General features: G+C 62.9%; 27 protein-coding genes. 8 read left to right on the top strand and 19 right to left on the bottom strand.

Annotated elements, in window-relative coordinates; genetic code table 11:
• Nucleotides 1-11 precede the first annotated feature (11 nt).
• The 3 genes from LAN37_05825 to LAN37_05815 form a co-directional block, all read right to left on the bottom strand.
• On the bottom strand, nucleotides 12-2,297 hold the full coding sequence (locus LAN37_05825; GenBank protein MBZ5646728.1) for a transglycosylase SLT domain-containing protein: 2,286 nt from the start codon (nucleotides 2,295-2,297) through the stop codon (nucleotides 12-14).
• An 8-nt stretch (nucleotides 2,298-2,305) separates the two neighbouring features.
• Nucleotides 2,306-3,367 carry a hypothetical protein gene (locus LAN37_05820; GenBank protein ID MBZ5646727.1) on the bottom strand — a complete coding sequence of 354 codons (1,062 nt, stop codon included), beginning with the start codon at nucleotides 3,365-3,367 and terminating at the stop codon, nucleotides 2,306-2,308.
• Nucleotides 3,368-3,456: 89 nt separating this feature from the next.
• Nucleotides 3,457-3,828 carry a cupredoxin domain-containing protein gene (locus tag LAN37_05815; GenBank protein ID MBZ5646726.1) on the bottom strand — a complete coding sequence of 124 codons (372 nt, stop codon included), beginning with the start codon at nucleotides 3,826-3,828 and terminating at the stop codon, nucleotides 3,457-3,459.
• A gap of 134 nt (nucleotides 3,829-3,962) precedes the next feature.
• Between LAN37_05815 and LAN37_05810 the strand changes: the two genes are divergently transcribed.
• Together LAN37_05810 and LAN37_05805 are read left to right on the top strand one after the other, a co-directional pair.
• Nucleotides 3,963-4,595: a sigma-70 family RNA polymerase sigma factor gene (locus tag LAN37_05810; protein MBZ5646725.1), complete on the top strand. Its 633-nt coding sequence runs from the start codon at nucleotides 3,963-3,965 to the stop codon at nucleotides 4,593-4,595.
• Nucleotides 4,592-4,837: a zf-HC2 domain-containing protein gene (locus LAN37_05805; GenBank protein ID MBZ5646724.1), complete on the top strand. Its 246-nt coding sequence runs from the start codon at nucleotides 4,592-4,594 to the stop codon at nucleotides 4,835-4,837. Before LAN37_05810 ends, LAN37_05805 begins: the two co-directional genes overlap by 4 nt.
• Nucleotides 4,838-4,907: 70 nt before the next feature.
• Here LAN37_05805 and LAN37_05800 read toward each other — a convergent pair whose 3' ends face one another.
• From LAN37_05800 to LAN37_05790, 3 genes are all read right to left on the bottom strand, one after another.
• Nucleotides 4,908-5,405 carry a CBS domain-containing protein gene (locus tag LAN37_05800; protein MBZ5646723.1) on the bottom strand — a complete coding sequence of 166 codons (498 nt, stop codon included), beginning with the start codon at nucleotides 5,403-5,405 and terminating at the stop codon, nucleotides 4,908-4,910.
• Nucleotides 5,406-5,570: 165 nt separating this feature from the next.
• Nucleotides 5,571-6,683: a M48 family metalloprotease gene (locus LAN37_05795; GenBank protein ID MBZ5646722.1), complete on the bottom strand. Its 1,113-nt coding sequence runs from the start codon at nucleotides 6,681-6,683 to the stop codon at nucleotides 5,571-5,573.
• Nucleotides 6,684-7,009: 326 nt separating this feature from the next.
• Nucleotides 7,010-8,284 (bottom strand): inositol-3-phosphate synthase, encoded by a 1,275-nt coding sequence (locus tag LAN37_05790; protein MBZ5646721.1) that lies wholly within the window; start codon nucleotides 8,282-8,284, stop codon nucleotides 7,010-7,012.
• Between the two features lie 195 nt (nucleotides 8,285-8,479).
• On the opposite strand from LAN37_05790, the gene LAN37_05785 reads away from it, so the two are divergent.
• A complete protein-coding gene (locus tag LAN37_05785) occupies nucleotides 8,480-9,046 on the top strand; it encodes an SgcJ/EcaC family oxidoreductase (GenBank protein MBZ5646720.1) in 567 nt (188 codons plus the stop codon).
• 95 nt (nucleotides 9,047-9,141) lie between these two features.
• The gene (locus LAN37_05780; protein ID MBZ5646719.1) at nucleotides 9,142-9,888 is read left to right on the top strand and encodes an SDR family NAD(P)-dependent oxidoreductase; all 747 of its coding nucleotides are present in this window, start codon (nucleotides 9,142-9,144) and stop codon (nucleotides 9,886-9,888) included.
• Here LAN37_05780 and LAN37_05775 read toward each other — a convergent pair.
• Genes LAN37_05775 through LAN37_05760 form a run of 4 tightly spaced genes read right to left on the bottom strand, consistent with a single transcriptional unit; the run spans nucleotide 9,885 to nucleotide 11,917 of the window.
• Complete coding sequence (locus tag LAN37_05775; GenBank protein ID MBZ5646718.1) at nucleotides 9,885-10,508, bottom strand: DedA family protein; 624 nt, start codon at nucleotides 10,506-10,508, stop codon at nucleotides 9,885-9,887. The genes LAN37_05780 and LAN37_05775 overlap by 4 nt on opposite strands.
• A 22-nt stretch (nucleotides 10,509-10,530) precedes the next feature.
• Nucleotides 10,531-10,803, bottom strand: coding sequence for a hypothetical protein (locus LAN37_05770; protein MBZ5646717.1), 273 nt, complete (start codon nucleotides 10,801-10,803; stop codon nucleotides 10,531-10,533).
• Between the two features lie 19 nt (nucleotides 10,804-10,822).
• Complete coding sequence (locus LAN37_05765) at nucleotides 10,823-11,050, bottom strand: hypothetical protein (GenBank protein ID MBZ5646716.1); 228 nt, start codon at nucleotides 11,048-11,050, stop codon at nucleotides 10,823-10,825.
• A 48-nt stretch (nucleotides 11,051-11,098) separates the two neighbouring features.
• Complete coding sequence (locus tag LAN37_05760; protein ID MBZ5646715.1) at nucleotides 11,099-11,917, bottom strand: heme-dependent peroxidase; 819 nt, start codon at nucleotides 11,915-11,917, stop codon at nucleotides 11,099-11,101.
• Between the two features lie 107 nt (nucleotides 11,918-12,024).
• On the opposite strand from LAN37_05760, the gene nth reads away from it, so the two are divergent.
• Genes nth through LAN37_05745 form a run of 3 tightly spaced genes read left to right on the top strand, consistent with a single transcriptional unit; the run spans nucleotide 12,025 to nucleotide 16,042 of the window.
• Nucleotides 12,025-12,870: an endonuclease III gene (gene nth, locus LAN37_05755; GenBank protein ID MBZ5646714.1), complete on the top strand. Its 846-nt coding sequence runs from the start codon at nucleotides 12,025-12,027 to the stop codon at nucleotides 12,868-12,870.
• A 44-nt stretch (nucleotides 12,871-12,914) separates the two neighbouring features.
• Complete coding sequence (locus LAN37_05750) at nucleotides 12,915-14,849, top strand: S9 family peptidase (protein MBZ5646713.1); 1,935 nt, start codon at nucleotides 12,915-12,917, stop codon at nucleotides 14,847-14,849.
• Nucleotides 14,850-14,902: 53 nt separating this feature from the next.
• Nucleotides 14,903-16,042 (top strand): potassium channel family protein, encoded by a 1,140-nt coding sequence (locus tag LAN37_05745; protein MBZ5646712.1) that lies wholly within the window; start codon nucleotides 14,903-14,905, stop codon nucleotides 16,040-16,042.
• Here the strand turns inward: LAN37_05745 and LAN37_05740 are convergent, their stop codons facing one another.
• From LAN37_05740 to LAN37_05725, 4 genes are read right to left on the bottom strand one after another with little or no spacing between them, the layout of a single operon-like run.
• Nucleotides 16,043-16,855, bottom strand: a complete 813-nt coding sequence (locus tag LAN37_05740) for a uroporphyrinogen-III synthase (protein MBZ5646711.1) — start codon at nucleotides 16,853-16,855, stop codon at nucleotides 16,043-16,045.
• Entirely contained in the window at nucleotides 16,852-17,787 is a 936-nt protein-coding gene (gene hemC, locus LAN37_05735; protein ID MBZ5646710.1) for a hydroxymethylbilane synthase, read from the bottom strand. The genes LAN37_05740 and hemC overlap by 4 nt, the downstream gene beginning before the upstream one ends.
• Nucleotides 17,788-17,793: 6 nt before the next feature.
• Nucleotides 17,794-19,068, bottom strand: a complete 1,275-nt coding sequence (gene hemA, locus LAN37_05730) for a glutamyl-tRNA reductase (GenBank protein MBZ5646709.1) — start codon at nucleotides 19,066-19,068, stop codon at nucleotides 17,794-17,796.
• Nucleotides 19,065-19,880: a cytochrome c biogenesis protein gene (locus LAN37_05725; protein ID MBZ5646708.1), complete on the bottom strand. Its 816-nt coding sequence runs from the start codon at nucleotides 19,878-19,880 to the stop codon at nucleotides 19,065-19,067. Before LAN37_05725 ends, hemA begins: the two co-directional genes overlap by 4 nt.
• 179 nt (nucleotides 19,881-20,059) lie before the next feature.
• Between LAN37_05725 and LAN37_05720 the strand changes: the two genes are divergently transcribed.
• Nucleotides 20,060-20,521, top strand: coding sequence for a nuclear transport factor 2 family protein (locus LAN37_05720; GenBank protein MBZ5646707.1), 462 nt, complete (start codon nucleotides 20,060-20,062; stop codon nucleotides 20,519-20,521).
• Here the strand turns inward: LAN37_05720 and LAN37_05715 are convergent.
• The 5 genes from LAN37_05715 to LAN37_05695 all read right to left on the bottom strand — a co-directional run bounded on the left by LAN37_05715 (nucleotide 20,518) and on the right by LAN37_05695 (nucleotide 25,707).
• Nucleotides 20,518-20,898: a hypothetical protein gene (locus LAN37_05715; protein ID MBZ5646706.1), complete on the bottom strand. Its 381-nt coding sequence runs from the start codon at nucleotides 20,896-20,898 to the stop codon at nucleotides 20,518-20,520. The two genes, LAN37_05720 and LAN37_05715, sit on opposite strands and share 4 nt — an antisense overlap.
• Before the next feature lie 11 nt (nucleotides 20,899-20,909).
• On the bottom strand, nucleotides 20,910-22,730 hold the full coding sequence (locus LAN37_05710) for a hypothetical protein (GenBank protein ID MBZ5646705.1): 1,821 nt from the start codon (nucleotides 22,728-22,730) through the stop codon (nucleotides 20,910-20,912).
• A gap of 98 nt (nucleotides 22,731-22,828) precedes the next feature.
• A complete protein-coding gene (locus LAN37_05705) occupies nucleotides 22,829-23,629 on the bottom strand; it encodes a TIGR00282 family metallophosphoesterase (GenBank protein ID MBZ5646704.1) in 801 nt (266 codons plus the stop codon).
• A 77-nt stretch (nucleotides 23,630-23,706) separates the two neighbouring features.
• Nucleotides 23,707-24,264, bottom strand: a complete 558-nt coding sequence (locus LAN37_05700) for a hypothetical protein (protein ID MBZ5646703.1) — start codon at nucleotides 24,262-24,264, stop codon at nucleotides 23,707-23,709.
• A gap of 9 nt (nucleotides 24,265-24,273) precedes the next feature.
• The gene (locus LAN37_05695) at nucleotides 24,274-25,707 is read right to left on the bottom strand and encodes an ABC transporter substrate-binding protein (protein ID MBZ5646702.1); all 1,434 of its coding nucleotides are present in this window, start codon (nucleotides 25,705-25,707) and stop codon (nucleotides 24,274-24,276) included.
• Nucleotides 25,708-25,834: the final 127 nt, after the last annotated feature.

Raw genomic sequence — 25,834 nt, 5'->3', positions numbered from 1 at the left:
ATCTGGAACGACTAATGCTGCGACGCCGACTCGACTGCTGAGTCGCCGTACAGGCGCCGATACACCGCAGCATTGCGCACGATGGCTTGCACGTACTCCCTGGTCTCGGTGAAGGGGATAGATTCGACGAATTCCGCGACGTCGCGGAAGCCGCCGTGGCCACGCCACTCTGCGACCCGCTCGCTGCCCGCATTGTAGGCGGCGAGCGCGTACTCGACGTTCCCGTCGTACTTGTCCAGCATATGCCGGAAATAGCGCGTCCCCAGACGAAGGTTGACCGCCGGGGTAAGCAGCATACCGTAGCTGAAGCCGCGCATCTTGGTTTCCTTCGCCAGCTTCTTGCCCACGCCGGGCAGCAACTGCATCAGGCCGAGGGCATTGGCCCGCGAAACGGCGCCGGGATTGAATTCCGATTCCTGGCGGATGAGGGACGCCACTAAGTACGGGTCAAGCCCGTTGTCGCTGGAACTTCGCTTCAGGTCGGGCCAGTAGGGCCGCGGGAACAGGGTTTGCCAGAAATCGCGCGGGAGTTGCGGGAGGTCGAGCGCGAAATAGCCGGGATAGGCGCGCTTCAGCGTCTGCAGCGCGCGGTAGTACTGGCCGCTATCCTGGTAAATCTTGGCGATTTCCGCCAGCGCCCAATCGGCGGCGTTGGCGGCTTGAAGTTCGCGGACCGCGAGCTCCAGCAGCCCGCCGTTTTCGAGCAGCAACGCCTTCTGGGCGCGCAGGCTGTCGGCCGGCGGCGTCAGATCCGCAGGGACGGAGCGCACGGGCAGCGCAGGCACACGGGCCAGCGTGCCGTCGGATTGCGCTTCGCCGGGCTGAAAAAGCGCCAGCCGCTGCCGCGCCATCTCGGCGTAGTAGTAGCTGCGGTAGCGCTCGATGAGCTTCTGGTAATAGGCCCGGGCGCGTCCCCAGTCCTTCTCATCCTCGGCGATGCGGCCGCGCCAGTACAGCGCCGCTGTCACCTCCTGCGACTGCGGATACAGCGACACCTGCTGTTCGAATCGGTACTTGGCTTCGTCGCGGCGACCCAGCCGGTAGGTGAGCCAGGCGGCTCGCCAGTGCGAGTAGGGCGAGTACTTGCCGCCCGGGAACCGGTCGTCAATCTCGGTGTAGAGCGCGGCGGCCCGCTCGTACTCGCGGTCGAGCAGGAACATGTTGGCGGAGGAGAGCAGCGCATCCGCGAACCACAGGCTCTTGGGTGCCTGCTCCCGGAACTGGTCGAGGTACTGGCTGACCTTTTTCTGATCGGAGTGGGCCATCTGCTCCAGCACATACAGACGCTGAGCGTTGACTTCCTCCGTTGCGCCCGGGAGCTTCTCCAGAAGCTCGCGCGCCTCCCTCTCCCGTCCAGACTTGAAAAGTGCGTAGCCCAATCCCGCTTTGAGCGCGGGCAGATCATCCGGTGCCGCCTCACGCTGCAACAAGCGGAATTCCTGGACCGCGTCGGAGTATCGACGCCCCTGAACCAGCAGGTCGGCGCGCGTCTTGCGCTCGGTGAAGGAAACGGGCGGCAGCGCGACGGATCGCGCCAGGGTGTCGAGCGAGGCGCGCGCGGCGTCCGCCTGCGGGCTCAACGGCATGGTGTAGTAGACGTTCCGCAAGGTGGTGAGCGCCTTCGTGCTCTGCCCTTCCGCGGCGTAGGCGTGGCCCAGCGTCAGCTCGATATCCGCGCGTGTGGGCATGCGCCGCGCTTCGAGCAGTTCGATGGCGAGCTTGCCGTTGCCCGTAGTGACCAGCGCGTTCGCATACGCGACGAGGGCGTCTCGTGAAAGGATCGAGCCGGGATGGCGGGTATCAAAATCGCGCAGAACCTCCACCGCTGCCTCGTCCTTGCCCGTGGAGACGTATGCCTCGCCCAGGTGGTAATCAACGTAGTCGCCCAACTCATCGGCATGCAGACGTGCCTTCTTCAGCGCCTCGATCTCCTGGGGAGACTGTTGATCGAGATGGTGGGCGTAGGCGATAGCCAGCCAGGCCAGCGCGCCGGGATCTCCCGGATGGCTGCGCGCAAACTTCTCCACTCCGGCGTAGGCCGCCGGCGTGCGGTCGGACACCAGTTGCATCGCCATGGGCTTCAGATCGGCAGACGCGATGAACGCGCGGTGGATCTTGCGCAGGCGTAGCGGGATAACCGGCTTCTTCTTGCGCGATCTCTTAGTGGAGCTGTTGGTGGATTGTTTGGCAGCGCTGCCAGGTGTCTGCGAAGATGCAGGGGCCGCGTCGGACTGTCCGAACGCGAGAAACGACGCGAGAACAAAGACTACCTGGGTCACAAGCGACCGGAAGATCACATTCCAACTTACCGCGGGAATGTGTCTCCCAGCAAGGAGGGGTCGTTGTCTGCCAAGATGCGCACGACCTCCTTAGAAAAGTAATCAGCGGCGGCGGCTGGCGTCGAGCCATAGCGTTTGTCGTAGGTGGCGCGGCTCTTCTCGATGTCTTCCCTGAGCCGCTCGTAAAGGTCCTTGTGCTCGCGGCCCTTGGAAACCTTGTCCTTGTTGTAGAGCTTGATCTCGTCCACCAGCAGCTTGGCGAAGCGTTTGGCCTTCTTGTGAACCTCCTCGTCGCCAGGAGCGATAGCGGTTGCGGCCGCTGCCGGAGGCGGAGGCGGTGGTGGCGGAGGAACCTCGACTTCGGGTTCCGGCGCGCGCGGCGGAGGGGCGGCGGCGACCGGAGGCGGTGGAGCGGGCGCGGCGGCAGCCGGGGCTTCAGCCTCGGCCTTCTCCGGACCCGCGGTCTTGCGCAGCGACAGAACCTCGAGCCACAGACCGGCGCTTCGTACCAGCAGTTGCAGCGCGGAGTTGTCGATCTGCCAGGCCTTCTCGGTCCCGCAATCGCAATAGACCAGGGCAGCGACTTTCTCTTTCACGACCAGGGGCAGGATGAGCGCGTTCCCGTCAGCCGGATTGCCGACCGTCTGGTTGAACCCAGAGTCAAACTCGATGGCGGCGGCCGCGGCCGGATTCTGCGTCTGGAAGGCGCGCGCGGCCAAACCCTTGCCCGTGTCCACCTGGACATTCTTGACCACGGAATCGTCGGCAAAACCGCGGGCCTGCCAGCCGTTCGCTATGCCGCCACGGATCACGAAGAGGGCGGAGCGGCTGCAGAACTTGGCGCAGCCTTCTAGAAGGTTGCGCAGGATGTCGGTCTGAGCGGTGACGTCCTGGATGGCGGAGACGGCGCCATCGAGTTCGGCGCTGGGCGGCGCGGAGGTGAAGACAGGGCCTTTCTCTTCGAGCGCTGGCTTCACTTCGGCCAAGACGCGCGCCACGATGTCCTGGCGCAACTGAGAGAGGTGGGTATCGAGCTGCTCGCCCACCACACGTTCCACGATTTCTGCGATCTTCTTGGGATCGGCCACGGTTATGGACGGGCGCAGACCAGCCGGGAGTCCGGCAGCGCCTGTGCCGCGATTATATGGTGAATCGCCGGGGTGTCAACCGCAGGGCCTCATTCCACGATGATCTTCCCCACCATGTCATCGTGGCCGGGACCGCAGATGATCGAGCAGGTCATGGGAAAGACGCCAGCACGGTCGGCCTTGAAAATGATCTTGGCGGGGCGATGCGGCGGAATGGGTTCCTTAATGCCGAGGTCGCGGACGGTGAAGCCGTGCTGGACGTCGGCGGTCGAAACATCGAGCTCGACGAGCTGGCCTCTCTTGACCCGGATCACGGGAGGATCGAAGGAGTATTTCTTCATCACCACGGGAATGACCACGTCGGGCTTGCCGGAGTTGCAGCCCGCCGGGACCAGCGCAAGGGAGACGGCGATGGAACACAAAACCAACGATTTACGTAACACCGGGAGGGATTTTGTCATCACGCGTTTAATAGTTCTCTAACAGAGACGGGGTAGGCTCGTCCAATACCTGTCCCCCCGGAACGGCGACGGAGGGGGCGGAAGCGGGTACAATACTAGATTCGCCGGCAGCGAAATTGTTGCATCCGGAGACCATGGCTATCATCGAATCCAAAGTGAAGGACGAAGCCAGCGACGAACTGGCATTAGTCCAGGCTGCGAAGAAGGGCGACGTTTCCGCCTACGAGCAGCTGGTGAAGCGGTACGACCGGAATATCTTCCGGATCGCGCAGCACATCACGCAGAACCGCGAAGACGCAGAAGACGTCATGCAGGACGCGTTCCTGAAGGCGTACGAGAACCTCGAGCAGTTCCAGGGGAACTCGAAGTTCTACACGTGGCTGGTTCGGATCGCGGTCAACGAAAGCCTGATGAAGCTGCGGCGGCGGCGCACGGACAAGACCGTGTCGCTCGATCAGGAGATCGAGACCGAGGAAGACACCATGCCGCGCGAGGTCGCGGACTGGTCGCCGAACCCGGAGCAGCTCTACAAGCAGGGCGAGCTGAAAGAGATCCTGACGAAGACGATCAACGGCCTGCCGGCGAGCTTTAGGACGGTGTTCGTGCTGCGAGACGTCGAGGGGTTATCTACCGAGGAAACAGCCGAGGCGCTGGGGCTAAGCGTTCCGGCGGTAAAATCGCGGCTGTTGCGGGCCCGTTTGCAGCTGCGCGAAAGGCTGAACAAGTACTTTAAGAGACGGAAGAACAGCGGAGACGGCGCACAGTGACCTGCAAGGAGTTTCTGAAGGAGCTGACCGATTATCTCGACGACGCGATGGATTCCTCCACGCGCGCCGAGCTCGAAGAACACCTGCAGTGGTGCCACAACTGCTACGTCGTCTGCGATACCACCAAGAAGACCATTGAGATCTACCGCGATTCGAAGATGTACGAACTTCCCGAAGACCTCCGCACCCGGCTGGAATCGGCCATCATCAGCAAGTGCAAGGCGAAGAAGAAGACCTCATAGTTTGCAGTTCTAGTTTTCCCGTCTCGACATTTTGGACCTGCGGCACGAAGGACACTTCGTGCCGTTTCCTTCACGCCCCGGCTCCGGCAGAGAGGTCGTCGGAGAGCAGCTGGTTGAGCAGCCCTAGCATATCGGTCACGGTAAGGATGCCGACCACCTTGTCGTTCTCGATCACGACAATGGCTCCGATCTTCTTCTCGTAGAGCATGCCCACAGCGTCGCGGATGGCTGTCTCCGGCGCGACGGTGATGGGATTCTTGGTCATGGCGACCGTGATGGGCGTGGCTTCGAAGATCTGGTTGTACTCATCGGGGGTCATGCGGGCCAGCATGGAAGGGGCCATGCGGGAGACGTCGCGGTCGCTGATGATGCCAACAGGACGGCCCGACTCGTCCACGATAGGAACGTGCCGTTTGCCGGTGCGGCGGATGAGGAGGGCGGCATCGAGCAGGCGGGCTTGGTCGTTGAGCGTAGTGACGTTGGTGGTCATGTAGTCACGGACACACAACGAGCTGGCCGGCGTGGCCTCTTCGGCGGGTAGCGGCGTGCCGTCCTTCTTCTTTTTCACGGGTTCTCCCTGATTCGGCTGGTTCGCGGCGGATTTTAGCACTGGTCGGCGCAGCGCTCAATGCCAGATACGGCGCAAGTTCCGGCAGCTCACGCCCGAATAGGCCGCAAGCAGCAACGCCGGTGGCTTGACCACCGGCGTTCGAATTCTGCGTGCGATACGCGCTTAGTCGCGGCGCTTGAGTGTGGGCCGGTCCTCGTCCTGGCCCTTGGAGGAATCGTCGCTGGTCTTGCTGGGAGACGAGGTGCGCCGCAGGCTGGGACGGTTCTCCTGGTTGTCGACGATCTTGTGGCGGTTTTCGATCGCAGCCAGACGGGCTTTGACCTCATCGAATTCCGATGTGGTGACGATGTATTGCGGCTTGGGCGGAAGTACGTTGTTAATCTCCCGCTGAGTGGTTTCGATGCGCTCTGGCGTCTGCGGATGCGAGGCGAAGGCCTTGGCCAGCGTGCCGGGCTTCTTCTTCTCTTTGGCCTGAACCTTTTCGAAGAACGCGATGAAGGCCTGCGGATCGTACCCGGTGGCGTACATGTACTGGAGCCCGAGGTAGTCGGCCTCGGCCTCGAAACCGCGACTAAACTTCATGAAGGTCAGGGGCAGGCCGATTGAGGCGACGCTCTGGGCGGCATAGCCGATCCCACCGCCGATGAAGATCAGGGGGATGCTGGCCAGGTTGGCCCAGTTGAGGCGGGTCATCTGGCGGGTGGCATGGCGGGCCGCGACGTGCGCGATCTCGTGGGCCATGACCCCAGCCAGTTCGGCTTCCTCATCGGCGGCCAGGATGAGGCCGGAGTTGACGTAAAAGAAACCGCCCGGAAGGGCGAAGGCGTTGATCTCGTCGGAGTCGATCACCTTGATGGTGAAGGGGACGCGCGCGTCGGAGTTACGTACCAGGTTCTGGCCGATGCGATTCACGTACTCGGTCACGACCGGATCCTGCACCAGCTTGGCGGTCTGCTCGACCATGGCGGCATACTGCTTGCCCATAGCGATCTCTTTTTCGAGCGAGTACCAATTGCCCAGCTTGCTGCCCTTCCCGACCTTGCGATTGCCGATGTCGTCCACGTCGTTCTTGCCGCCGTCATGGCTCGCGTTCGGGGCGGTGGCTTGGGGCGTGGAGGCAGCGTCGGGGGGCGGGGCGGACGTGTCGGGGGCCTGTGCCGTGCTCCCCGACTGGGCCGCAGGCGCAGGGGCGGAGGAACCTGTCTGGTTTTGCGCCAGCAGGAACGGAGCGGCGAACAACACCACACCCAGTGCGATCAGCGCGCGAAACTTCATAGTGAGACTCCCTTGACCCATCCGAGTCGTGGTTATTTAAATTATAGCCCTCTTGTCACGCCCGTATCAGTGAATGAATCCCCTCCACCCAGTTAGACGCTAGAACGAGCACTTGGCGTTATCCGACAGCCCGGGAATCTTTCCGTTCCGGACAGACGTCGCATCTGGGGCCCAAAGATACAAACCCAGTACTCGACAACAAGATGCGCGACCGGAAAGAATCAGAGGACACGAGCCATGGGCGATTTGCGGTTCGCGATTGGGAAATGCACCCCCCGAGCGGCTGCGGGCGCAGTCACGAATAACGACTCTGGGACGGCAGGGCGCTAGTCGTAATATTCCAGGCCCAGGTGGGTGATCAGTTCCTCGCCCCTGAGGTGACGCAGGGTGTTCTTCAGCTTCATGAGCTGGATGAACAAGTCATGCTCTGGGTAGAGGCCGGGCGCGGTCATGGGTGACTTGAAGTAGAAGCTGAGCCACTCCTGGATGCCGATTCCCTTGAGTTCGTCGCTGCGCTGGGCCAGATCCATGAACATGACCAGGTCGAGGACGATGGGGGCGGCCAGGATGGAGTCGCGGCAGAGGAAGTCCACCTTGATCTGCATGGGATAACCGAGCCAGCCGAAAATGTCGATGTTATCCCAACCCTCTTTGTTATCACCACGCGGCGGATAATAGTTAATGCGGACCTTATGGAATATGTTGCCGTAGAGCTGGGGGTAGATCTTGGGCTGGAGGATGTGCTCCAGCACGCCCAGCTTGGACTCTTCCTTGGTCTTGAATGATTCGGGATCGTCCAGCACCTCTCCGTCGCGGTTGCCGAGGATGTTGGTGGAGTACCAGCCACTGAGGCCGAGCATGCGCGCTTTGAAGGCTGGCGCCAGTACGGTCTTCATCAGGGTCTGGCCGGTCTTGAAGTCCTTGCCGCAGATGGGAGCGTGATTACGGCGAGACAGTTCGTGCATGACCGGGAGGTCCACTGTCAGGTTGGGGGCACCATTGGCGAAAGGCACGTTTTCACTCAGGGCGGCGTAGGCGTAGATCATCGAGGGGGCGATGTTCGGGTCGTTCTTCAACAGGCCCTTCTCGAACGCTTTCAGCGACTGGTGCACCGCCGCGGGTCGCAGAAAAATCTCGGTCGATCCGCACCAAATCATGATGAAGCGCTTTGCGCCGGAATTCTTCTTGAAGTCGCGGATATCCTGCCGGAGCTGCTCGGCGAGCTCCATCTTGTTCTTGCCCTTCTTGACGTTGGGGCCGTCGAGCTTTTTCACATAGTTGCGATCGAAGACCGCCGGGCGTGGTGTGACCGACTGTAGGAAGTCCTTGATGGGATCGAGAAGCGAGCGCTCGAGAACGCCGGCATTGACCGCGGCCTCGTACATGTTGTCCTCGAAGATGTCCCAGCCGGTGAAGACAAGATCCTTGAGACCCGCGAGGGGAACGAACTTGCGGATCATCGGCGATCTGCCGTCAGTTCGCTTGCCGAGACGGACGGTGCCCATCTGGGTGAGAGAGCCGATGGGTGTGGCCGAGCCGCGGCGCACGGCTTCGACCCCGGCGACGAAGGTAGTGGCCACGGCGCCCATGCCCGGGATCATCACCCCAAGCTTGCCCTTGGCCGGCTCGATGTGGCTTGCCCCGGGTTTTTTCTTGTCACTCGCAGTCTTCGGCATCAGTCCCGTCCCTCTATGAAAGAAGCATCCCTGACAGGAAAACTCGTTATCTTCTCGTATCGCCGGGAGATTTGCAAATAGGTCGCGCTCATTGGAGAATGCACGCCGCGGAGGTTCACCATGCGCGGGAGCGCGATCGCGGTGCTGGTACTGACGATGCTGACGGCAGCGACGCCACAGACGAAGCGGAGGCCGTCCCGGCCGGTAATGGAAGCGTCGGCCACCGAGCAGAAGGCGCGCGCGGCAGAAGACCGCGCGGCCATCGAGGAATTGCAGCGCAAGGACATTGCCGCCAGCATGGCCTCTGACGTCGATGCCCTACTTTCGCTGTGGACAGATGACGGGGTTCTGCTGGCCCCTCAGCATGGGCCGATCTCGGGAAGGGCGGCCCTGCGGAAGTTCTACGAGCAGCAGCGCGATGCGACGGGCAACGCCGAGATCCTGGGATACGAGGAGCAGTGGCAGGAAGTACGGGTGATGGGGAAGTACGCGTACCAGTGGGGGCAGATCCACGCGCGCATGCGCACCGGCCAGAGCAGGGCGGAAAGCAGCACGCTGGTGAATGCCATGCGCATCCTCCAGCGCGCAGAGGATGGCACCTGGAGAGTCGCTCGCGCTATCTACAACGAGGCACAGTCGAGCACCTCGGTCGGAAAAGAACAGCTCCCGGAAGGAGAACGGCGCTGAAGGAGAAAATCGCGGTCATCACAGGAACGTCGAGCGGCATCGGCTTGCTGACGGCGGTCGAGATGGCGAAGGCGGGATTCCAAGTGGTTGCCACCATGAGGAGCCTTGAGCGGCGCGGGCGTCTGGACGAAGCCGCGGCCAAAGCCGGGGTGAGCGAGCGTCTCGACATCAGCAGGCTCGACATCACGGAGATCGATTCCCTGCCCGCCCTGGTGAGCGAGATCGTCCGCCGCCACGGGGGAATCGACGTGCTGGTTAACAACGCGGGGTTCCCCATGGCCGGCTTCGCCGAAGACCTCCGCCTATCGGAGATCCGAGAACAGTTCGAGACGAACTACTTCGGGACGGTGGCGCTCACGCTCGCCGTGCTGCCCCATATGCGGGAGCGGCGGTCGGGGCACGTGATCATGGTGTCATCGATCAGCGGGCGCACGGGCCAGCCCGTGGCGAGCGCATACTCGTCATCGAAGTTTGCCTTGGAAGGCTGGAGCGAAGCGCTGAGGCTGGAGATGCGATCGGTCGGGGTACACGTGGTGCTAATCGAGCCGGGCTCGTTCCAGACGGATATCTGGGACCGGAACCTGCGCATCGGCGAGGACGCACGCGGCCAGCGCTCCCCGAACTATGAACGCATCCAGCGCTATGCAGAGTTCGTAAAGAAAAAGGTCAGCAAGAAAGATCCCGTGGTAGTCGCGCAGCTGATTGCGCGCGTGGCGCGGGACCCGAATCCCCGATTGCGATATATGGTGGGCCAGGACGCGCACATCCAGCGGTTCCTCAGAACGATCCTGCCGTGGAACACGTATGAGCGGATCGTCCGGAAGGTTTCAGGGATCGGCTAAGCCGAGCGGATGCGGTGGGACCAGCGCGACCAGACGAACCAGATGGCCCCAATGACCAGCAGGGCTCCGATCACAGCGTCGAACTGGTGGAAGTACTTGCCGAGGTAGTGCCAGTTCTCCCCTGCCTTCATCCCCAGGTAGGCCAGCCCCAGGCACCAGGGGAAAGAACCGACGAACGTGTACAGGTGAAAGTGCAGGCGCGGCATGCGTGCGACGCCGGCGGGCAGCGCGATGAAGGTCCGGACCACCGGCAGCATGCGGCTGATGAGCACGGTCATGCTGCCATAGCGGGCGAAGAAGTGGTCGGCGAGGTCGAGTTCCCGCCGATTCAGCAGGATGTAGGAACCGTAGCGCTCGACCAGCGGGCGCCCGCCGTAGGCGCCGATCTCATAAGCCAGGAGCGACCCCACGTTGCAGCCGAAGGCGCCCGCCAGCGCCACCCACAGCAGCCGAAAGGTCCCGGTGTATACCAGGTAGCCGGAGAACGGCATGATGACTTCTGAGGGCAGAGGGATGCAGGCTGATTCGATGGCCATCAGGGCGACGATCCCGGGATAGCCCAGAGTGGAGATCACAGCGATGACGAAGGAACTGAGAGCCGCGATAATCTTCGCGATCATGAGTCGGATTGGGTGCGGCCGCTCAGGCGCCCGCCGCTTCTTCGGGTGGTGCGAGGGCGGCCTCGAAATCGGCGACAGCCTCGGTCACGTCCTGCTCACACTCGGCGCAGAGCGCGTGGCTGTCCTGGGGTTCGACTCCTTCGCTCTCCACCAGGATGGTCCCGCTGGTGCCGTACTCCTGCGCCTCCTCGTTCCAGACGAGGGTCTCTTCCAGCGTAGCATTGGTCACATTGCACCCGGCGAGCCGGATCGTGTAGCTGTGGGAGCCGCAGTGCGGGCAAGCGAACGGTTGCATAAGGGCTCGTTGGGTGCGATCAGAACTCCTGGGATTCCTGCGCGTAGGTATACCCCGGCAGTGAAGCGCCATCGGCGCCCTTCAGCACCTTGACGCGAATGGTGTCGGTCGAGGCGGCCGCCGCGCTGGCCGGGCGCAGCATGGCGTACTGCGTGAACAGTTCGTTGTAGAGCTTGGTCACAAGGTAGTTCTGCCCGTCTTCGTTATTACGCCAGACTTGTCCGAGCTGTATGGATTTGACTGCCATAGGGCATCAGGGTAGCCGCCGTGAGGCGCGGCGTCAATGACCGCCGCGCTAGCCCCTGCCGGGCGCCTCCCCGCTGAGCAGTTTGCCGAGTTGAGCGCCGGGCACACGAATGCCGACGTAGAAGGTGCCGAAGAGCGCGTACACGGCGCTGACCTCGTCGAAACGCATCTCGTAGATCAGCTTCTTAAAGATCATCGGGTCCTGGGCGAAGAGGTCCACGCCCCACTCCCAGTCGTCGAAGCCGATGGAGCCGGTGATGATCTGCTGCACTTTGCCGGCATAGCGGCGGCCGACCTGGCCGTGCTCGTCCATCTGGCGCTGCCGCTCTTCGATGGGGAGGGTGTACCAGTTCTTGTCTTCCCCGCGGCGACGGTCCATGGGGTAGAAGCAGATGTAGCGCGAATCGGGGATCTTGGGGAACAGGCGCGCCGACATCGCCTGCTTCTGCCGGGCCATGACTTCTTCCGTTTCCTTGTTCCACTCCGGTGTGTTGGGCTCGACACCGCGCTCGACCAGGGACCTGTAGAGCTTCACGGTAGATTCGTAGAGACCGAGCTCAACGACGGAGAGGTACGAAGTCGAGGGTTCCAGGTAGTCGGCCAGCTGCAGGTTCTGCAGTCGTATCTCGGCCGCGTTGAGCTCATCGAAGGAGTCGCGGAAGTGGACAAGCATCAAGTCACCCTTGTGCCCGAGCATGGAGTAGAGAGCCGTCTCGCCGGTCTGCTCGAGTGGCTCGAGGGCAGCAGCGGCTTCCTTGACCAAGGCCTGCTTTTCGCCTGCCGGAACCTTGCGCCAAGCAGACCACCGGACGCGCATCATCTGGTGCAAGACGCTGGAGCCTTCGATGGTCAGGGGCAGCGCGGGCAGGGGTTTACGGGCGGCCTGTATGTCAGCATTCGTGATCGGCGTTCTTTTTCCCACAGGAATCGGTCATTGTAGCGGGTACAGGCGCCATTGTAATCTCGTGGGTCGCTATGGTCCGAGGAGTCATCCCCCGACAGCCCGCAAAGACGGGACGGCACGAAGGAGCGCGCAAGGCGCTGGCCCGCCCCACGATCACGCCCACGAAGGGAAGAAAAGAAGTCCGGCCGGCCGCCAAGGCGAAGGCACCGAAGCCGGCGACAGGCCAGCCACCCGCGGGTTACAACCCGGTTGCGCCGGATCGCGTGCGCGAGATCCTGCGGCGGCTGGACGAACGGTATCCGGGCGTTACCTGTGCGCTGCACCACAAATCCGCGTGGGAGCTGCTGGTCTCGACCATCCTATCGGCGCAGTGCACGGACGCGCGCGTGAACATGGTCACGCCAGTCATCTTTGAAAAGTATCCGACTCCAGCGGATTTTGCGCGACTCAAGCCCGAGCAGCTCGAACCGGATATCCGCTCAACAGGATTTTTCCGGAACAAATCCAAGTCCATCGTCGGCGCGGCCAAGGCGGTGGTGGAACGGCACGGAGGGCAGGTGCCGGACACGATGGAAGAGCTGCTGGAGATGCCCGGCGTTGCCCGCAAGACCGCGAATGTGGTCCTGGGTACGTGGTTCCATAAAGCGGTAGGGGTGGTGGTCGATACCCACGTACACCGCATCTCGCGGCGGCTGGAGTTGACCAAGAACGATGACCCGCAGAAGATCGAGCAGGACCTGATGAAGGTGATCCCGCAGGCGAAGTGGATCGATTTCTCGCACCAGATCATCCACCACGGGAGGGCGCTGTGCGTCGCGCGTACGCCCAAATGCGCCGATTGCCCCCTGGAGAACCTCTGCCACGCCGCGGACAAGACATGGAGCACGGTGGAAAAGCATAAGACCGCAAAACCCTAGGACAGCTCATGCGCAACCTACCGATCCTCTTTGTGGTGCTACTGATGGCAACGGAAGTTCTCGGACAAATGACGCTCACCTCGCAGTTCATCACCGACCCTCAGCAGGTCAAGAGCAAGCCCAAGCAGGACCTGCTCACCTTCTCCGTCGACAAGCTATACATGACGCGCATTGTCGGAGGCACGTCGTGGTCGCCCGACGGGAAACGGATCGCGTTCGTCAGCAACATCAGCGGACGGAACAACATCTGGACCGTCCCCGCCGACGGCGGATGGCCGGAGCAGTTGACCGTCAGCGAGCAGCGGCAGGGAGCGCCGGCCTGGTCGCCAGATGGCCGGTACATTGCCTACCAGTCTGACACCAACGGCAACGAGCAGTGGGACCTGTTCCTGGTGAGCACGGCGAACGGGGACGTCACCAACATCACCAACACCCCCGAGATCGCCGAGGAAGGGCCGGCCTGGTCGCCGGATGGCAAGACGCTGGCCTACGTCGTGAAGCCGAAGACGGGAGCGAATTTCGAGATCCACCTGATGGACATGCTGACGCGGCGGCCACGGCCCCTGACCTCGGACACGCCGAAGGAATGGTCGTACTGGCGGCCACTGTGGTCGAAGGACGGAAAACGGATAGCAGCTACGCTCGCGCACGCCAACGGACGCGACGCAAACGTCTGGACGATCGACCTTAAGAGCGGACAAAGAACGAACCTTACGGAGCACAACGGAGAGCAGCTCTGGGAGGTCAACGACTGGTCGGAGGACGGAAAGACGCTGCTGGTCACATCGAATGCCGCCAACGGCTACGAGAACGTTGCGCTGCTCGACATCGCGACGAAGAAGGTCGGATGGATCACGCAAGATAAATGGGAAATCTCGGGCGGCAATTTCTCGCCTGATGGCAAGGTCGCGACGTTCACCGCGAATGTGGACGGTAATGTCGACCTTTACCTGTATGAGCTCGCGACCAAGCACTCGCAGGCTCTTCCCTTGCCCAAGGGGCTGAACGTGCCGGGTGGCGGCGCCAACACGGAATTCAGCCGCGATGGCTCGCGGATCCTGTATTACCACAATGGTCCCAAGGCGCCGAATGACGTTTGGGTGTACGACCTGCGCAGCAAACAATCGAAGCAGATCACGAACTCGCTTGTCGCCGGTGTACGGTCGGGGGACCTGGTCGAGCCGTTCCTGGTGCATTATCCGAGCACGGATGGCAAGTGGCAGATCTCGGCGTTCGTCTACATCCCCTACAACATGCCACGGGAGAACAAGCTGCCCGCCATCGTGTACATCCACGGCGGGCCGCAATCGCAGACGGTGAACGGTTTCAACCGCCAAATCCAATTCCTGGTGAACCAGGGATACGTGGTCGTTGCGCCGAACTATCGCGGAGGTACGGGATACGGTAAGGAATTCCTCCAGGCGAACCAGATGGACATGGGCGGCGGCGATTTGGCTGATGCGCTCGCCGCAGTAGAGTGGATCAAGAAGACCGGGTACGTGGACCCAAAGAAGCTGGTCGCAATGGGCGGGAGCTACGGCGGGTACCTGACCATGATGGCCGTGACCAAGGCGCCCGACCTCTGGGCGGCAGGCGTGCCCATCGTGCCCTTCGTCAATTGGTTCACCGAGTTCAAGAACGAGGACCCACAGCTCCAGGAAAGCGACCGCGCCACCATGGGAGATCCGGAGAAGAACAAGGACCTGTGGACAGAGCGTTCCCCGATCTTCTTCATCGACAAAATCAAGGCGCCGCTGCTGATCCTGGCCGGGGGTAACGATCCGCGCTGCCCGAAAGAGGAGTCGCAGCAGATAGCGGACGAACTCATGAAGCGTGGCGGCGTGGCCGCCCTGACGATCTACGAGAACGAAGGGCACGGCTTCTCCCGCATCGAGAACCAGATCGACTCCAACAAGCGGATCGCCGAATTCCTGAAGAAACACGTGCCCGTGCCCGACTGCGGCTGCTCCCTGGACTGAGCGCCGCCGCGAGAGTGAATCCCAGGGTGGTCGGGTGCCATCCATATCCTCTTATGGTGATCGCGGCAAGCGTGGTCGGCGTCGTGCTGGTGCTGCTGGTTTTGTGGGAGGGGTTCGAGACCATCGTTCTGCCGCGCCGGGTGACGCGCCACATTCGGCTGACTCGCCTCTATTACCGATCGACCTGGATCCCGTGGGTCACCGTCGTGCGCACCGTCAAGAACCGCCGGCTGCGGGAGACACTGCTCAGCGTGTATGGGCCAGCCTCGCTGCTGGGATTGCTTGCTGTTTGGGCCGCTGGTCTGATGTTCGGGTTCGGCTTGCTGCATTGGGCGGCCGGCACCGGCCCGCAGTCGCAAGCGCCGTACGGAGGGTTCTGGACGGACATCTATCTCAGCGGGACCACATTCTTCACCCTCGGGATCGGCGACGTCACGCCCCACACGCCTCTCGGTAGACTCCTGACGGTCCTCGAAGCGGGGATCGGGTTCGGTTTCCTGGCCGTCTCTATCGGCTATCTGCCCACCATCTACCAGAACTTTTCCCGCCGGGAGACCAACATCACGCTGCTGGACGCGCGCGCCGGTTCGCCTCCGAGCGCCGGGGAGCTTTTGCGGCGGCACGCTGTCGAGGGCAGCCTGGATTCGCTGAATGATTGGCTGCGCGACTGGGAAGGATGGGCGGCGGAGCTGCTCGAGAGCCATCTTTCCTATCCCGTCCTCTGTTACTTCCGCTCGCAGCATGACAACCAATCGTGGCTGACCGCGCTGACCACCATCCTGGACGCGTGCGCGCTGGTGATGATCGGCGTCGATGGCGTTCCTCCGCGCCAGGCCAAGCTGACCTTCGCCATCGCGCGGCATACGGTCGTGGACCTGGCGCAGATTTTCCGGACCAACCCGGAAGCGCCCCCGCAGGACCGCCTGCCAGCGGAGGAGATCCCGGGGCTGCGGGCATTCCTGGCGTCCGCCGGTCTGAAGCTGGGCGATGGCCCGGAGGCGGAACGGCGGCTGGGAGAATTGCGCGCCATGTATGAACCGTACGTCTTCGCCCTCGCCGATTACATGAGCATCCAGCTTCCCCGCTGGATGCCGACTTCGCAGCAGGCCGACAACTGGCAGACCAGCGCGTGGGGACGCATCGCGGGGATGGCGGCGCCCGCCTGCGCGTCCAAGCGCGGCGAACACTTCTGATCAGAGTTCTTCGGCGAGGACTTTCACCAGGCCTGGAATGGTGTACTCGCGCGCTTCCAGATGCACGGTCAGACCGAGGGTGCGGAGTGTCGCGGAAGTGACGGGACCGATGGACGCGAGGATGACCCCGGTGAGGAGGTACTTGTTGTCCTCGCCCAAGAGCTCGAGAAAGTTCTTCGCAGTCGATGAGCTGGTGAAGGTGATCGCGTGCGGCTGCTGCCCCGGCCGGGAGAGCACGTCGCGCAGGCGCTCGCGGGAGGCCTGGGGCACGACCGTCTGATAGGCTTCGACCACATTCACCGTCGCGCCAGCACTTCGTAGCTCCTGGGGAATGACGTCCCGCGCAACCTTGGCGCGTACCAGCAACACGCGCTTCCCTTCCACATTTTCTCGCAAAGCCTCAACCACCGATTCGGCGATGTATTGCTTGGGCATGACCGAGACGGTCAGCCCGCGGGCCTCAATGGCCTTCTTCGTCGCCGGCCCGATGGCGGCGATTTTCAGGCTCGAAAGATGTGCAGGAGGGAGCTTCGCCTGTTCCAGGCGTTCCATTAGGGCGCGCACGCCGTTGACGCTGGTCAGGATCAGCCAGTCATAGTCGCGAATGCCGCGGATGGCGTTGTCGAGAGGCTCGAAGGAGCGCGGCGGGCGGATCTCGATGGAGGGTATCTCTACGACGGTAGCGCCCAGCGCCCGGAGCTGCTCGGCGAGAGCGCCGGCTTGTTCTTTGGCGCGGGTGATGAGAATCCGTTTGCCCTTCAGTGGGTTTCGGACAGCGGACGGTGGCTGTAACCCACCAGAGTCGCCGCTCATGGCTGCTGCGGGGTGGTGACCACCTCGCCGTAGACTTCGCGGAGGATCTGTTCCGCGCCCTTCTTGCGGAGCGCGCGGCCGACTTCGACGCCCAGTTTTTCCGGGTCGCCGCCGGTCTGCTGCTCGCGAAGAACGAGCGAGCCGTCGGGACGGGCGACCACGGCGGTAAGGCGGAGAAGGCCGTCCACGGTTTCCGCATGAGCCCCGATCGGGACCTGGCAGCCGCCGCCCAGTGTGCGCAGCAGGGCGCGCTCGGCAGCGCAAGCCCGGCGCGTGGGAGCATCGTCGAGGAATCGCAGCAATTCTTTCGTGCGGGAGTCGTTCGAGCGGCACTCGATGCCGAGGGCTCCCTGGCCCACCGCGGGACAGACTACGTCCGGAGGAATGATCTCGCGCACGCGCTTGGTCAATCCCAGCCGGTTGAGGCCGGCAGAGGCGAGGATGATGGCCTTGTACTGCCCTTCCTCGAGCTTGCGCAGGCGCGTGTCCACGTTGCCGCGCAACGGATGGATGTCGAGGTCCGGACGGATCGCCTTGAGTTGCGCCTGGCGGCGCAGGCTGCTGGTGCCGACGCGCGCGCCCTTGGGCAGATCCTTGAAGCTGGCGTAATCGACCGACAGGAATGCGTCGCGCGGGTCCTGGCGCTTCATCACGGCGGCCAGTTCAAATTGCGGCTGCAGCTCGGTCGGCAGGTCTTTCAGGCTATGGACCGCCAGGTCCACCCGGCCTTCTTCCAGAGCCTCCTCGATCTCCTTGGTGAACATCCCCTTGGTGCCGACCTTGGCGAGCGCCACCTCGGTGATCTTGTCGCCCGTGGTCTTGATGATCTCGATCTCGACCTGGTGTCCCTGACCCTCAAGTAAAGCTTTAACGTGGTTGGCCTGCCAGAGGGCCAGTTGGGAGCCGCGCGAACCGATGCGAAGTTTGGCCATTCCGCGCTAGTTCTCCTCTTTCGAACTGCGCAGGTTGAAGATCCGCCGGATGACCGAGATCAGAGTGGTGGCTTCGGGGTCTTTGGCCGCGCTCTTGAGCGTGGTGATGGGGGTATGCAGCACCTTGTTGATGATGCCGCGGGTGATGGCGTCCACCGCCTGTTCCTGCTCGGGCGACAGCTGGCCCAGCTTGCCACGGGCGCGCTCGATCTCTGCCTGGCGGATGTTCTCCATGTGCTCCTGGAGGGAGACGATCGTGGGAACCACGCTGAGGGTCTTCAGGCGGTCCTGGAAACGGCGGACCTCGTCGGTGACGATGGCCTCGGCGCGGTCGGCTTCGCGTCGGCGGTCCGCGATGTGCTGGGCGGACACCTGCTGCAGGTCGTCGATGTCGTAGACAAAGATGCCGTCCAGCTTATTCATCTCCGGATCGACGTCGCGCGGGACCGCGATATCGATGAAGAACATGGGGCGGTTCTTTCGCCGGTGCAGGAAGGCCTCGCCATGCTCGCGGCGGAAGATGAAATGCGGTGCTCCCGTGGAACTGATGACGATGTCGGCCTTGTCCACGGTGTCGTAAAGCTGCTCGAAAAGGACGGCCTGGCCGCCGAACGCCTCCGCCATGTCCTGGGCTTTCTCGTAGGTGCGGTTGGAGACCAGGATCTGCTCCGCCCCGTGGGCCAGGAGGTGGCGGGCGGCGAGCTCACTCATCTTGCCGGCGCCGACGAGATAGACCACCTTGCCGCCCAGCTCCCCGAAGATCTTCTTGGCCAGATCGACGGCGACGGATGCGACCGAGACCGCCGAGGTCCCGATCTGGGTCTCGCTGCGGATGCGCTTGGCGACAGCGAACGCGCGGGTCACCAGCGCGTCAAGATGCGAGTTGACAGCCCCCACGGCGCGAGCCGCCGTGTAAGCCTCTTTGACCTGGCCGAGGATCTGGGGCTCGCCGACGATCATGGAATCGAGGCTGGAGGCCACTCGGAAGAGGTGGCGCACCGCATCGTCGTCGCGGTACTCGTAGAGATATTTTTCGAACTCCGTAGGATCGACCGCGAAGTATTCACGGATGAAGCCGCGCAGGTCGGCCTCGCCGCCGTTCTCGGCGTGGGCGAGGAACTCGACGCGGTTGCAAGTGGAGAGGATGAGCCCCTCCGTGATCCCGGGATACCGGCACAGGCTTTGCAGGGCGTCGGGGAGCCGCGATTCGGGGATGGCAAAGCGCTCGCGCACTTCGACCGGCGCGGTCCTGTGATTGACGCCGATGAGCCGGAATTTCATCGTTCGACGAATTTGTGCACGGCGCTGAAGTTGTTCGCCACCCAGACCACTAGCGCCGTGGTGAAGGCGAAGGCCGAAACGTAGGCGGCGCGACGTCCGCGCCACCCGGCGTTCCACCGCATGTAGAGCAAGACGACGTACACCGCCCACATCAGGACCGAGAGGACGATCTTGGGGTCACGGAAGTAGGTCGGGCCGAAAGTGGACTGTGCGATCACCGCACCCGCGATCAGACCGAAGGTCATGAACGGGAACCCGAGCAGCAGGGAGCGGTAGCCGATCTGGTCGATCGTCTCCAGCGCCGGCAGCCGCGAAATCAGCCCGCTGATCTGCTTGGCTTTGAGCGTCCGCTGCTGGAGCAGGTACAGCAGGCTGGCGGCGAAGCTGAAGAACAGGGCCGCGTAGCCGGTAAAGATCAGGGCGACGTGGATGAAGATCCATCCGCTGCGCAACAGCGGCGAACTGAACTGCGGCGGTTGCTGTCCCACCGCGGCGGAAAACGTGAGCAGGAAGACGACGGGAAAGATGAAGATCCCGAAGGCGTTGTTGCGCGAGCGCAGAAACGCGCCGAAAACGAACACCATCAGGAGGAACCCGAGGAGCGACTCGGAATTATGGATGGATGCCGGAAAAACGCGCCCCGCCTGCACGAACCCTTCGGTCAGCGAGACGAAGTGGAAGACGAAGCCGAGTCCCATGACCGGCATGATGATGCGCGAGAGCGACTCATTGCGGCGGGTAAGAGCGATGAATGCGTGGAGCAAACCCAAGCCGTAGAAGGCTGTCGCTACCCTGAGCCAAAGAAGCGGCATATCCGTAACCTTAGCATCTCCGATGAGCGCAGAACTCACTGTGACCTGCGTCACAGCAACCTGTGTTTAGAGAACACCCGATTATAGGCTGCGGTGCGTACCTCGGCAGGCAATTCCGGCCGCGCCAGAGGCTCCGTAAGCTGTGTCCAGCCGGGTCTGAACCCGGACCCGGAGGATTCATGCGCGCTGCGGCCCTGCTCTCCATCCTGGCGCTTCTCAGCTGCCGGCCCGCCTGGGCGGATACGCCGGAGAACGAGGTGCGGGCGGTCATCACCGCCTTCCAGGACGGCATGCGCGACCGCAACGTGGCCCACGTGCAGAAGACCGTCGGCAATGACGTTGTGTCGATCCTGGAGGGCTCACGACGTGACGGCTGGGAGGAGTTCCGTGACCGCCGCCTGGTGCCCGACTTCGCGCACCCTGCCCCGGCATCCCGGTGGGAGATCGTGAGGCTGAGCGCTTCGGCAGATATCGCCTGGGCTTACACCAAGACCACGCTCTCTTCCGCCGCCAAGGGCGATATGGTGATGTGGACGGTGTTCGTGCTGGAGCGGCGGGGCAAGGAATGGAAGATCGTGATGGTGGACCAGTCCTCCGGACGCCCGCATCCCGCGCCGGGGAAAAAGCCGCGCCGGCGCTAGCCCAGGTCCAACGACGACAGGACCGCTTCGATATTGCCCCCGTCGATCACCAACCGCAGATGCTCGCGGATGTTTTCGACCACGTCGAAGGCCTGGAACAGACGTAACTTGGCTGCGGCGTACTGTTCCGGATCGGTGAGCAGACGGCCGTGCTGCCCGGCCCAGACATCCAGCCCCTCCTGCTTCAGAAAGACGCTGGTGCCGTACATCGTCTTGCGGTCTGGAGTGATGTCGAAGATGAACTCGGTTGCGGGTGCGTCGGGGTCGTTTTCCAGCGCAGTCCGTTTCCCCACGAAGTAGTACTGGTACACGTAGCCGGTCGTCCCCGTGTATGTCTTCATGCGGCGGACGGTCGGCGGGTGGTTGCTGCTGCTCAAGGAATCCTCGGCTACTTCGACATCCAGACTTCCAGGTTTTGGTGCTCGGCTGACTGGATGATGTGCGGGGTGACCAGGACAAGGAGCTCGTCGGAAGCCTTCTCGTCGATTTCCTCACTGGCTATCAGGCCGAGGCCGACGACCTGTCCGAGACCCGGCAAGCCGGTCAGCGAACGCTGTTCCGACCGCGTGACATATCCCACCATGAGAGCGGTCTCGCCATTCTTCAGGTTGATGGTCCCATCGTACTCGCGGTTGGCGATGACGGGAATGCCATTGAAGGTCTGGCTCCCAAGGGCACGGATGTGCATCTCCATCTTTAGGGTCACGTCGGAGGTCGCGTGAATCTGTGGGGTCGCCTTCACGGTCAGCCCCAGGTCCTCGAAGGTGAACGAGGGAAACGCCGCCTGGAACGAGTTGTTCTGAATGACCTGGGCGATCTGCGGGGTGTTGAAGATGGGGCTGAAGCTGGCGTTCAAGATAGGATAGCGGGTGCCGATCAGAATGCTGGACGTGTCACCCTGCCGGGCGCGCATGGTCAAATGCTCCAGGCTCTTGACCGTGCTCTGGTTGAAGTTCACCGCGATTTTAGCGGGCTTGATGGCAAGGCCCATCAGCGTGATGCCACCGCCAAAGGTAGCGACCGGATTGGAGAGGATCGAGTTCGCCTGGTTCTGAAGCTGCGCCAGCAAACCTTGGATTGCCTGAGAGTTTGCCTGGTTGATGCCGCCGCCGCTAAACAATTGATTGATGAGGTCCTGGATGTTGGGCTGATTCTGCAACTGGCTCAGCACGTTGCTGAGATTGAAGAGCGTGTATTGCAGCGGCAACGTGACCCCGAGGTCTCGCAATGCGTCGGTGCTGATCTCGTACACCTGAATGTCGAGCATGACCTGCGGCGGCCCGCCGGAGAGTCCCTCCAAGAACCGGCTGGCGGCTTCCACAGTGTCTCTGGGCGCGCGGATGGTGAGGATCGACTTGTTCGCCTGGGTGGAGATGTGCCGGATATCGAACACCGCCCGCAGCATGTTCTGAAGTTCGGTCAGCGCTTGGGGCGACGTGGCGTCGGAGACGTAGAAGCTGCGCAGCGACATTCGCTCGAAGCGACGCCGGTTCTCGGGAGTGTCGGAGGCCACCAGGAACTGGTTCTCGGAAACGGGCACCCAGAAGATCTTGCCCAGCTTGCCCGCCACGAACATCGCCTGGTAGAAGCCGAGACCCGGGACATCGACCTTGGCCTGCTTCGCCTGGAACGAATCATCGAAGAAGACGGTGACGTTGAATGTCAAGGCGATGGCCTCGATCAGTCCGCGCGTGTCTCCCTTGTAATGGAAGCTGGCGGTCACGGGACGCGGTTGGAGCTGGACATCATCCACCGAGGCGGCCAAGCGCAGCGCGGGTGACGACTGGGGCGACTCCTCGCCAAGAGCGTCGCGCATGCGCTGCAAAGCAAAGTCATTCTTCGGATCGAGCTCCAGGGCGGTCCGGAACTCGGCCAGCGCCTCCACCTGCTGACGGTTCAGCATGTATCCATTGCCGCGCTGGAGGGCGTCGTACACAAGCTGCTGGCGGACGATCTCGCGAGCGGTCGCGTACTCGACGTTGTCGGGGACCAGGCGTGAGGCGTGGTTGAATTCGTCGAACGCCTCCTCGGTCTGATCGTTGTCGCGCAGCCGGACGCCTCGGGTGAACGCTTTGCGAGCCTGCTTCTGATCCTCGGGGGAAGCGACGCAGCTGCCGCCATCCGCGGCGGGGCAGGCTGGCTTGGTCGTATCCGCAGACCATGCCGGGAGCGCCAGCGCCAGGAACAGGAAAGTGGAGAGCCTCCGCATGTTTTGCGATTGTACCGCGAGACAGAGGGGCCCGGGTCAGGAGGTCGCGAGCAGGTCGCTACAGCAGTTGAAGCATGCGTCGGGGGCGTACTCTGGCATCACTCTCCCCGTAACACCAGCCGCTCGATGGAGCGAGCCCGCCCCGTGGCCTCATCACAATCGATGACCACGGCGCAGAGGCGCACATCGCCGGTTGCGGGCTCGAACTTGGCCGGCATGTTGGTGAGGAAGCGCTGCAAAATCATTTCCTTTTCCACACCGATGACGCTGTCGTAGGGGCCGGTCATGCCCACGTCGGTGATATACGCCGTCCCTTTCGGCAGCACTCGCTCGTCCGCGGTAGGCACGTGCGTGTGGGTGCCGACCACGGCGGTCACACGTCCGTCCAGGAACCATCCCATGGCAATCTTCTCGGAAGTCGCTTCGGCGTGCATGTCCACCAGCACGACCTTGGCTTTGATGCCGGAGAGCAGGGCGTCCGCGGTGCGGAAGGGATCGTCGTTGCCCCCCATGAATACGCGCCCCTGGAGATTCAGGATGGCATACGGCACGCCGGACGCGGTGGCGCCTTCGAAAAGGCCGTGGCCTGGGGCGCCGGCGGGATAGTTTGCCGGCCGCAAAACGCGACGCGCGCGACTCTTCAAATCTCCATCCGCCGACTTCAAGTACGGCATGATCTCCTTCTTGTCCCAGATATGATTGCCGGTGGTCAGGACGTCGATGCCGAGGCCGAGAAGCTCCTCGGCGATGGATGGAGTGATGCCGAAGCCGGCCGCAGCGTTCTCGGCATTGGCGATCACGAGATCCGCGCGGCGGGTCTGGGCGATGTCGCGGATGTGGTCCCGCACCACGTTGCGGCCCGGCCGCCCGAAAATGTCGCCTACGAAAACGATGCGCACTCTGGTCTGCTCCGCTCTCCACCGAGGCTTTCAGATTCGATGGTACCACGCGGGATTCGACGCCCCGTGGCGGGCGCTCAGGCGCCGGCGGCAGAGGAAGGAGCGGCTTCGGCGGCGCGCTTCACTTGCTCGAGCATAGCCCGGCGAATAAGGCCGGAGAACGGTTTGACCACCGTCCAATAGGTGCGGAAATTGCGCAACGCGGCTCGCCCGTAGCACTTCACACGCGTCTCGGTGGAAAGAAAGCAGCCGGATCCGTGCGGCTCGATCGCAAAGTTCCAGGCCACCTTGGCGTAGCCCGGCCGGCAGAAAGGAACGAAGTCGGACGGGGCGAGATCGAAGCACCGGCCGCCATCGGGACGCCAGAATCGGCCCGCTAGGCCGATCACGATCTCCTGATTCGGGGACTCCGCGAGCTCCACGAAGCCGGTTCCCGCCAAGCGCTCCTGCAGCGGTCGTTTCTGGCCGCGGCGCAATAGCCGTCCAGAGCGCACGGACATGAGGATGCGTACCAGCAAGGAACCCGCGAGGTCGGACGAGAGCAGGGCGCGCCAGGTCTCTTCCGCCGAGGCCCGGATTCGCACCCGGTGGGACGCATGGACGTCGTACTCGGGCATCTGCTCGTCGATCCTCATAGCACTACTTTAGCGGGCGAACTCGACCGTGCGCAGGAAATCGTAATTCCCAGAGGGACTGACGGCCACATCTTTCAGCCGGCCGGAATGCACCACGACGTTGTCGTAATACCAAAGGTTGATGTACGGCAGGTCCGTGGCGACGATGCGCTGGACCTCGGCATAGATCTGGCGGCGCTTGGCCTGGTCCAGTTCGCGGCGGCCTTCATCGATGAGAGCGTCCACGCGCGGGTTGGAATAGTAGCCGCGATTGGCGCGCTTGGGCGGCGTGCTGGTGGAATAAAAGACGTGCTCGAAGATGTCGGGGTCCTCGTTGCCGCCGATCCAGCGGAGCGAAAACAGTTGGAAGGCGCCCTTCTGCACATCGGCATAGAAGGTGGCGAATTCGAAGGTGCGGATGTCGAGCGCGATCCCCACCTCGCGAAGCTGTTCCTGGAGCACCGCGGCGAACAGGCGCGTGGATTCTTCGGTCGAGGTTTTCAGGGTCAGGTGAAAGCGGATGCCGTCGGGGCCGGGGCGATATCCAGCCTGGTCGAGGAGCCGGCGGGCGCGCGCCGGGTCGTGCTCGTAGGTGGGCACGTCAGCGTTATAGGCCCAGTGCTGGGGCGGCAGGATGCTGGAGGCCGGACGAACCTGGTCGCGCCACAAGGAATGGATCATGGGCCGGCGATCCATGGCGTAGGCGAGTGCCTGGCGGACGCGGACATCTTTCAGGATGGGGTCGCGCAGATTTATGGCGAGGTAGCTGTACACCGTCCCTGGTGATTGCTGAATCACTACGCCGGCTTCCTGTTTGAGCGCCGCAATCATGTCGGCTGTGAGCGAGGTGAGGGCGATGTCGGCGGAACCCTTGCGCAGCTCCAGCGCCCGGGTGGTGGTGTCCGGAACGACCAGAAAATCCACGCGGCGGATCTTCGGCTTGTCGCCCCAGTAGCTGTCATTGCGTTCCAGCACTACTTCCCTGTCCTGATCCAGACGAACGAAACGGAACGGTCCGCTGCCAATGGGGCGCGTGTTGAATCCGCGGGCGCTGCCGTAAGGGACGATTCCGATGGCCCCGTCCGAGATGTTCCACAACAGGGTCGCGAAAGGTTCCTTCAGATGGAAAATGACGGTGTAATCGTCGGGCGCGTCGATTCGGTCGACCGTGCGGTAGGTGCTCGCCTTAGGGCTGATGACCGTCCCGTTCATGACGCTGTCGAAGCTCCACTTCACATCGCGAGCGGTCAGGGGGCGGCCGTCGTGGAAGCGGACGCCGTGGCGCAGATGAAAGACATAGGTGACCGGGTCCGGGATCTCCCAGCTCTCCGCCAGGCCGGGGCGAAGGTTGAAGTGCTCGTCGCGCACCAGGAGAGCGTCGAAGATCAGCTTGTAGATTCGCTCGGACTGCGCGTCCGTGCCCACCCGGGGGTCGAGGTTCGCAGGGCTGGATTCAATGATCATCACCAGCGTGTTGGGATCGGGTCGCTCGGCACAGGAGGTCAGCAACAAGCATGCCACGAACGATAAGAACAACCACGGAAGAACCGGAGGACGCAGACGGAGAAAACACAAAAGGAATCCTCCGAGC

The sequence above is a fragment of the Terriglobia bacterium genome, from assembly GCA_020073495.1.
Lineage (GTDB): Bacteria > Acidobacteriota > Terriglobia > Terriglobales > Acidobacteriaceae > JAIQFD01.
Note: the sequence above shows the minus strand (reverse complement) of the source record. Positions and strands in the feature narration are given on the sequence as shown.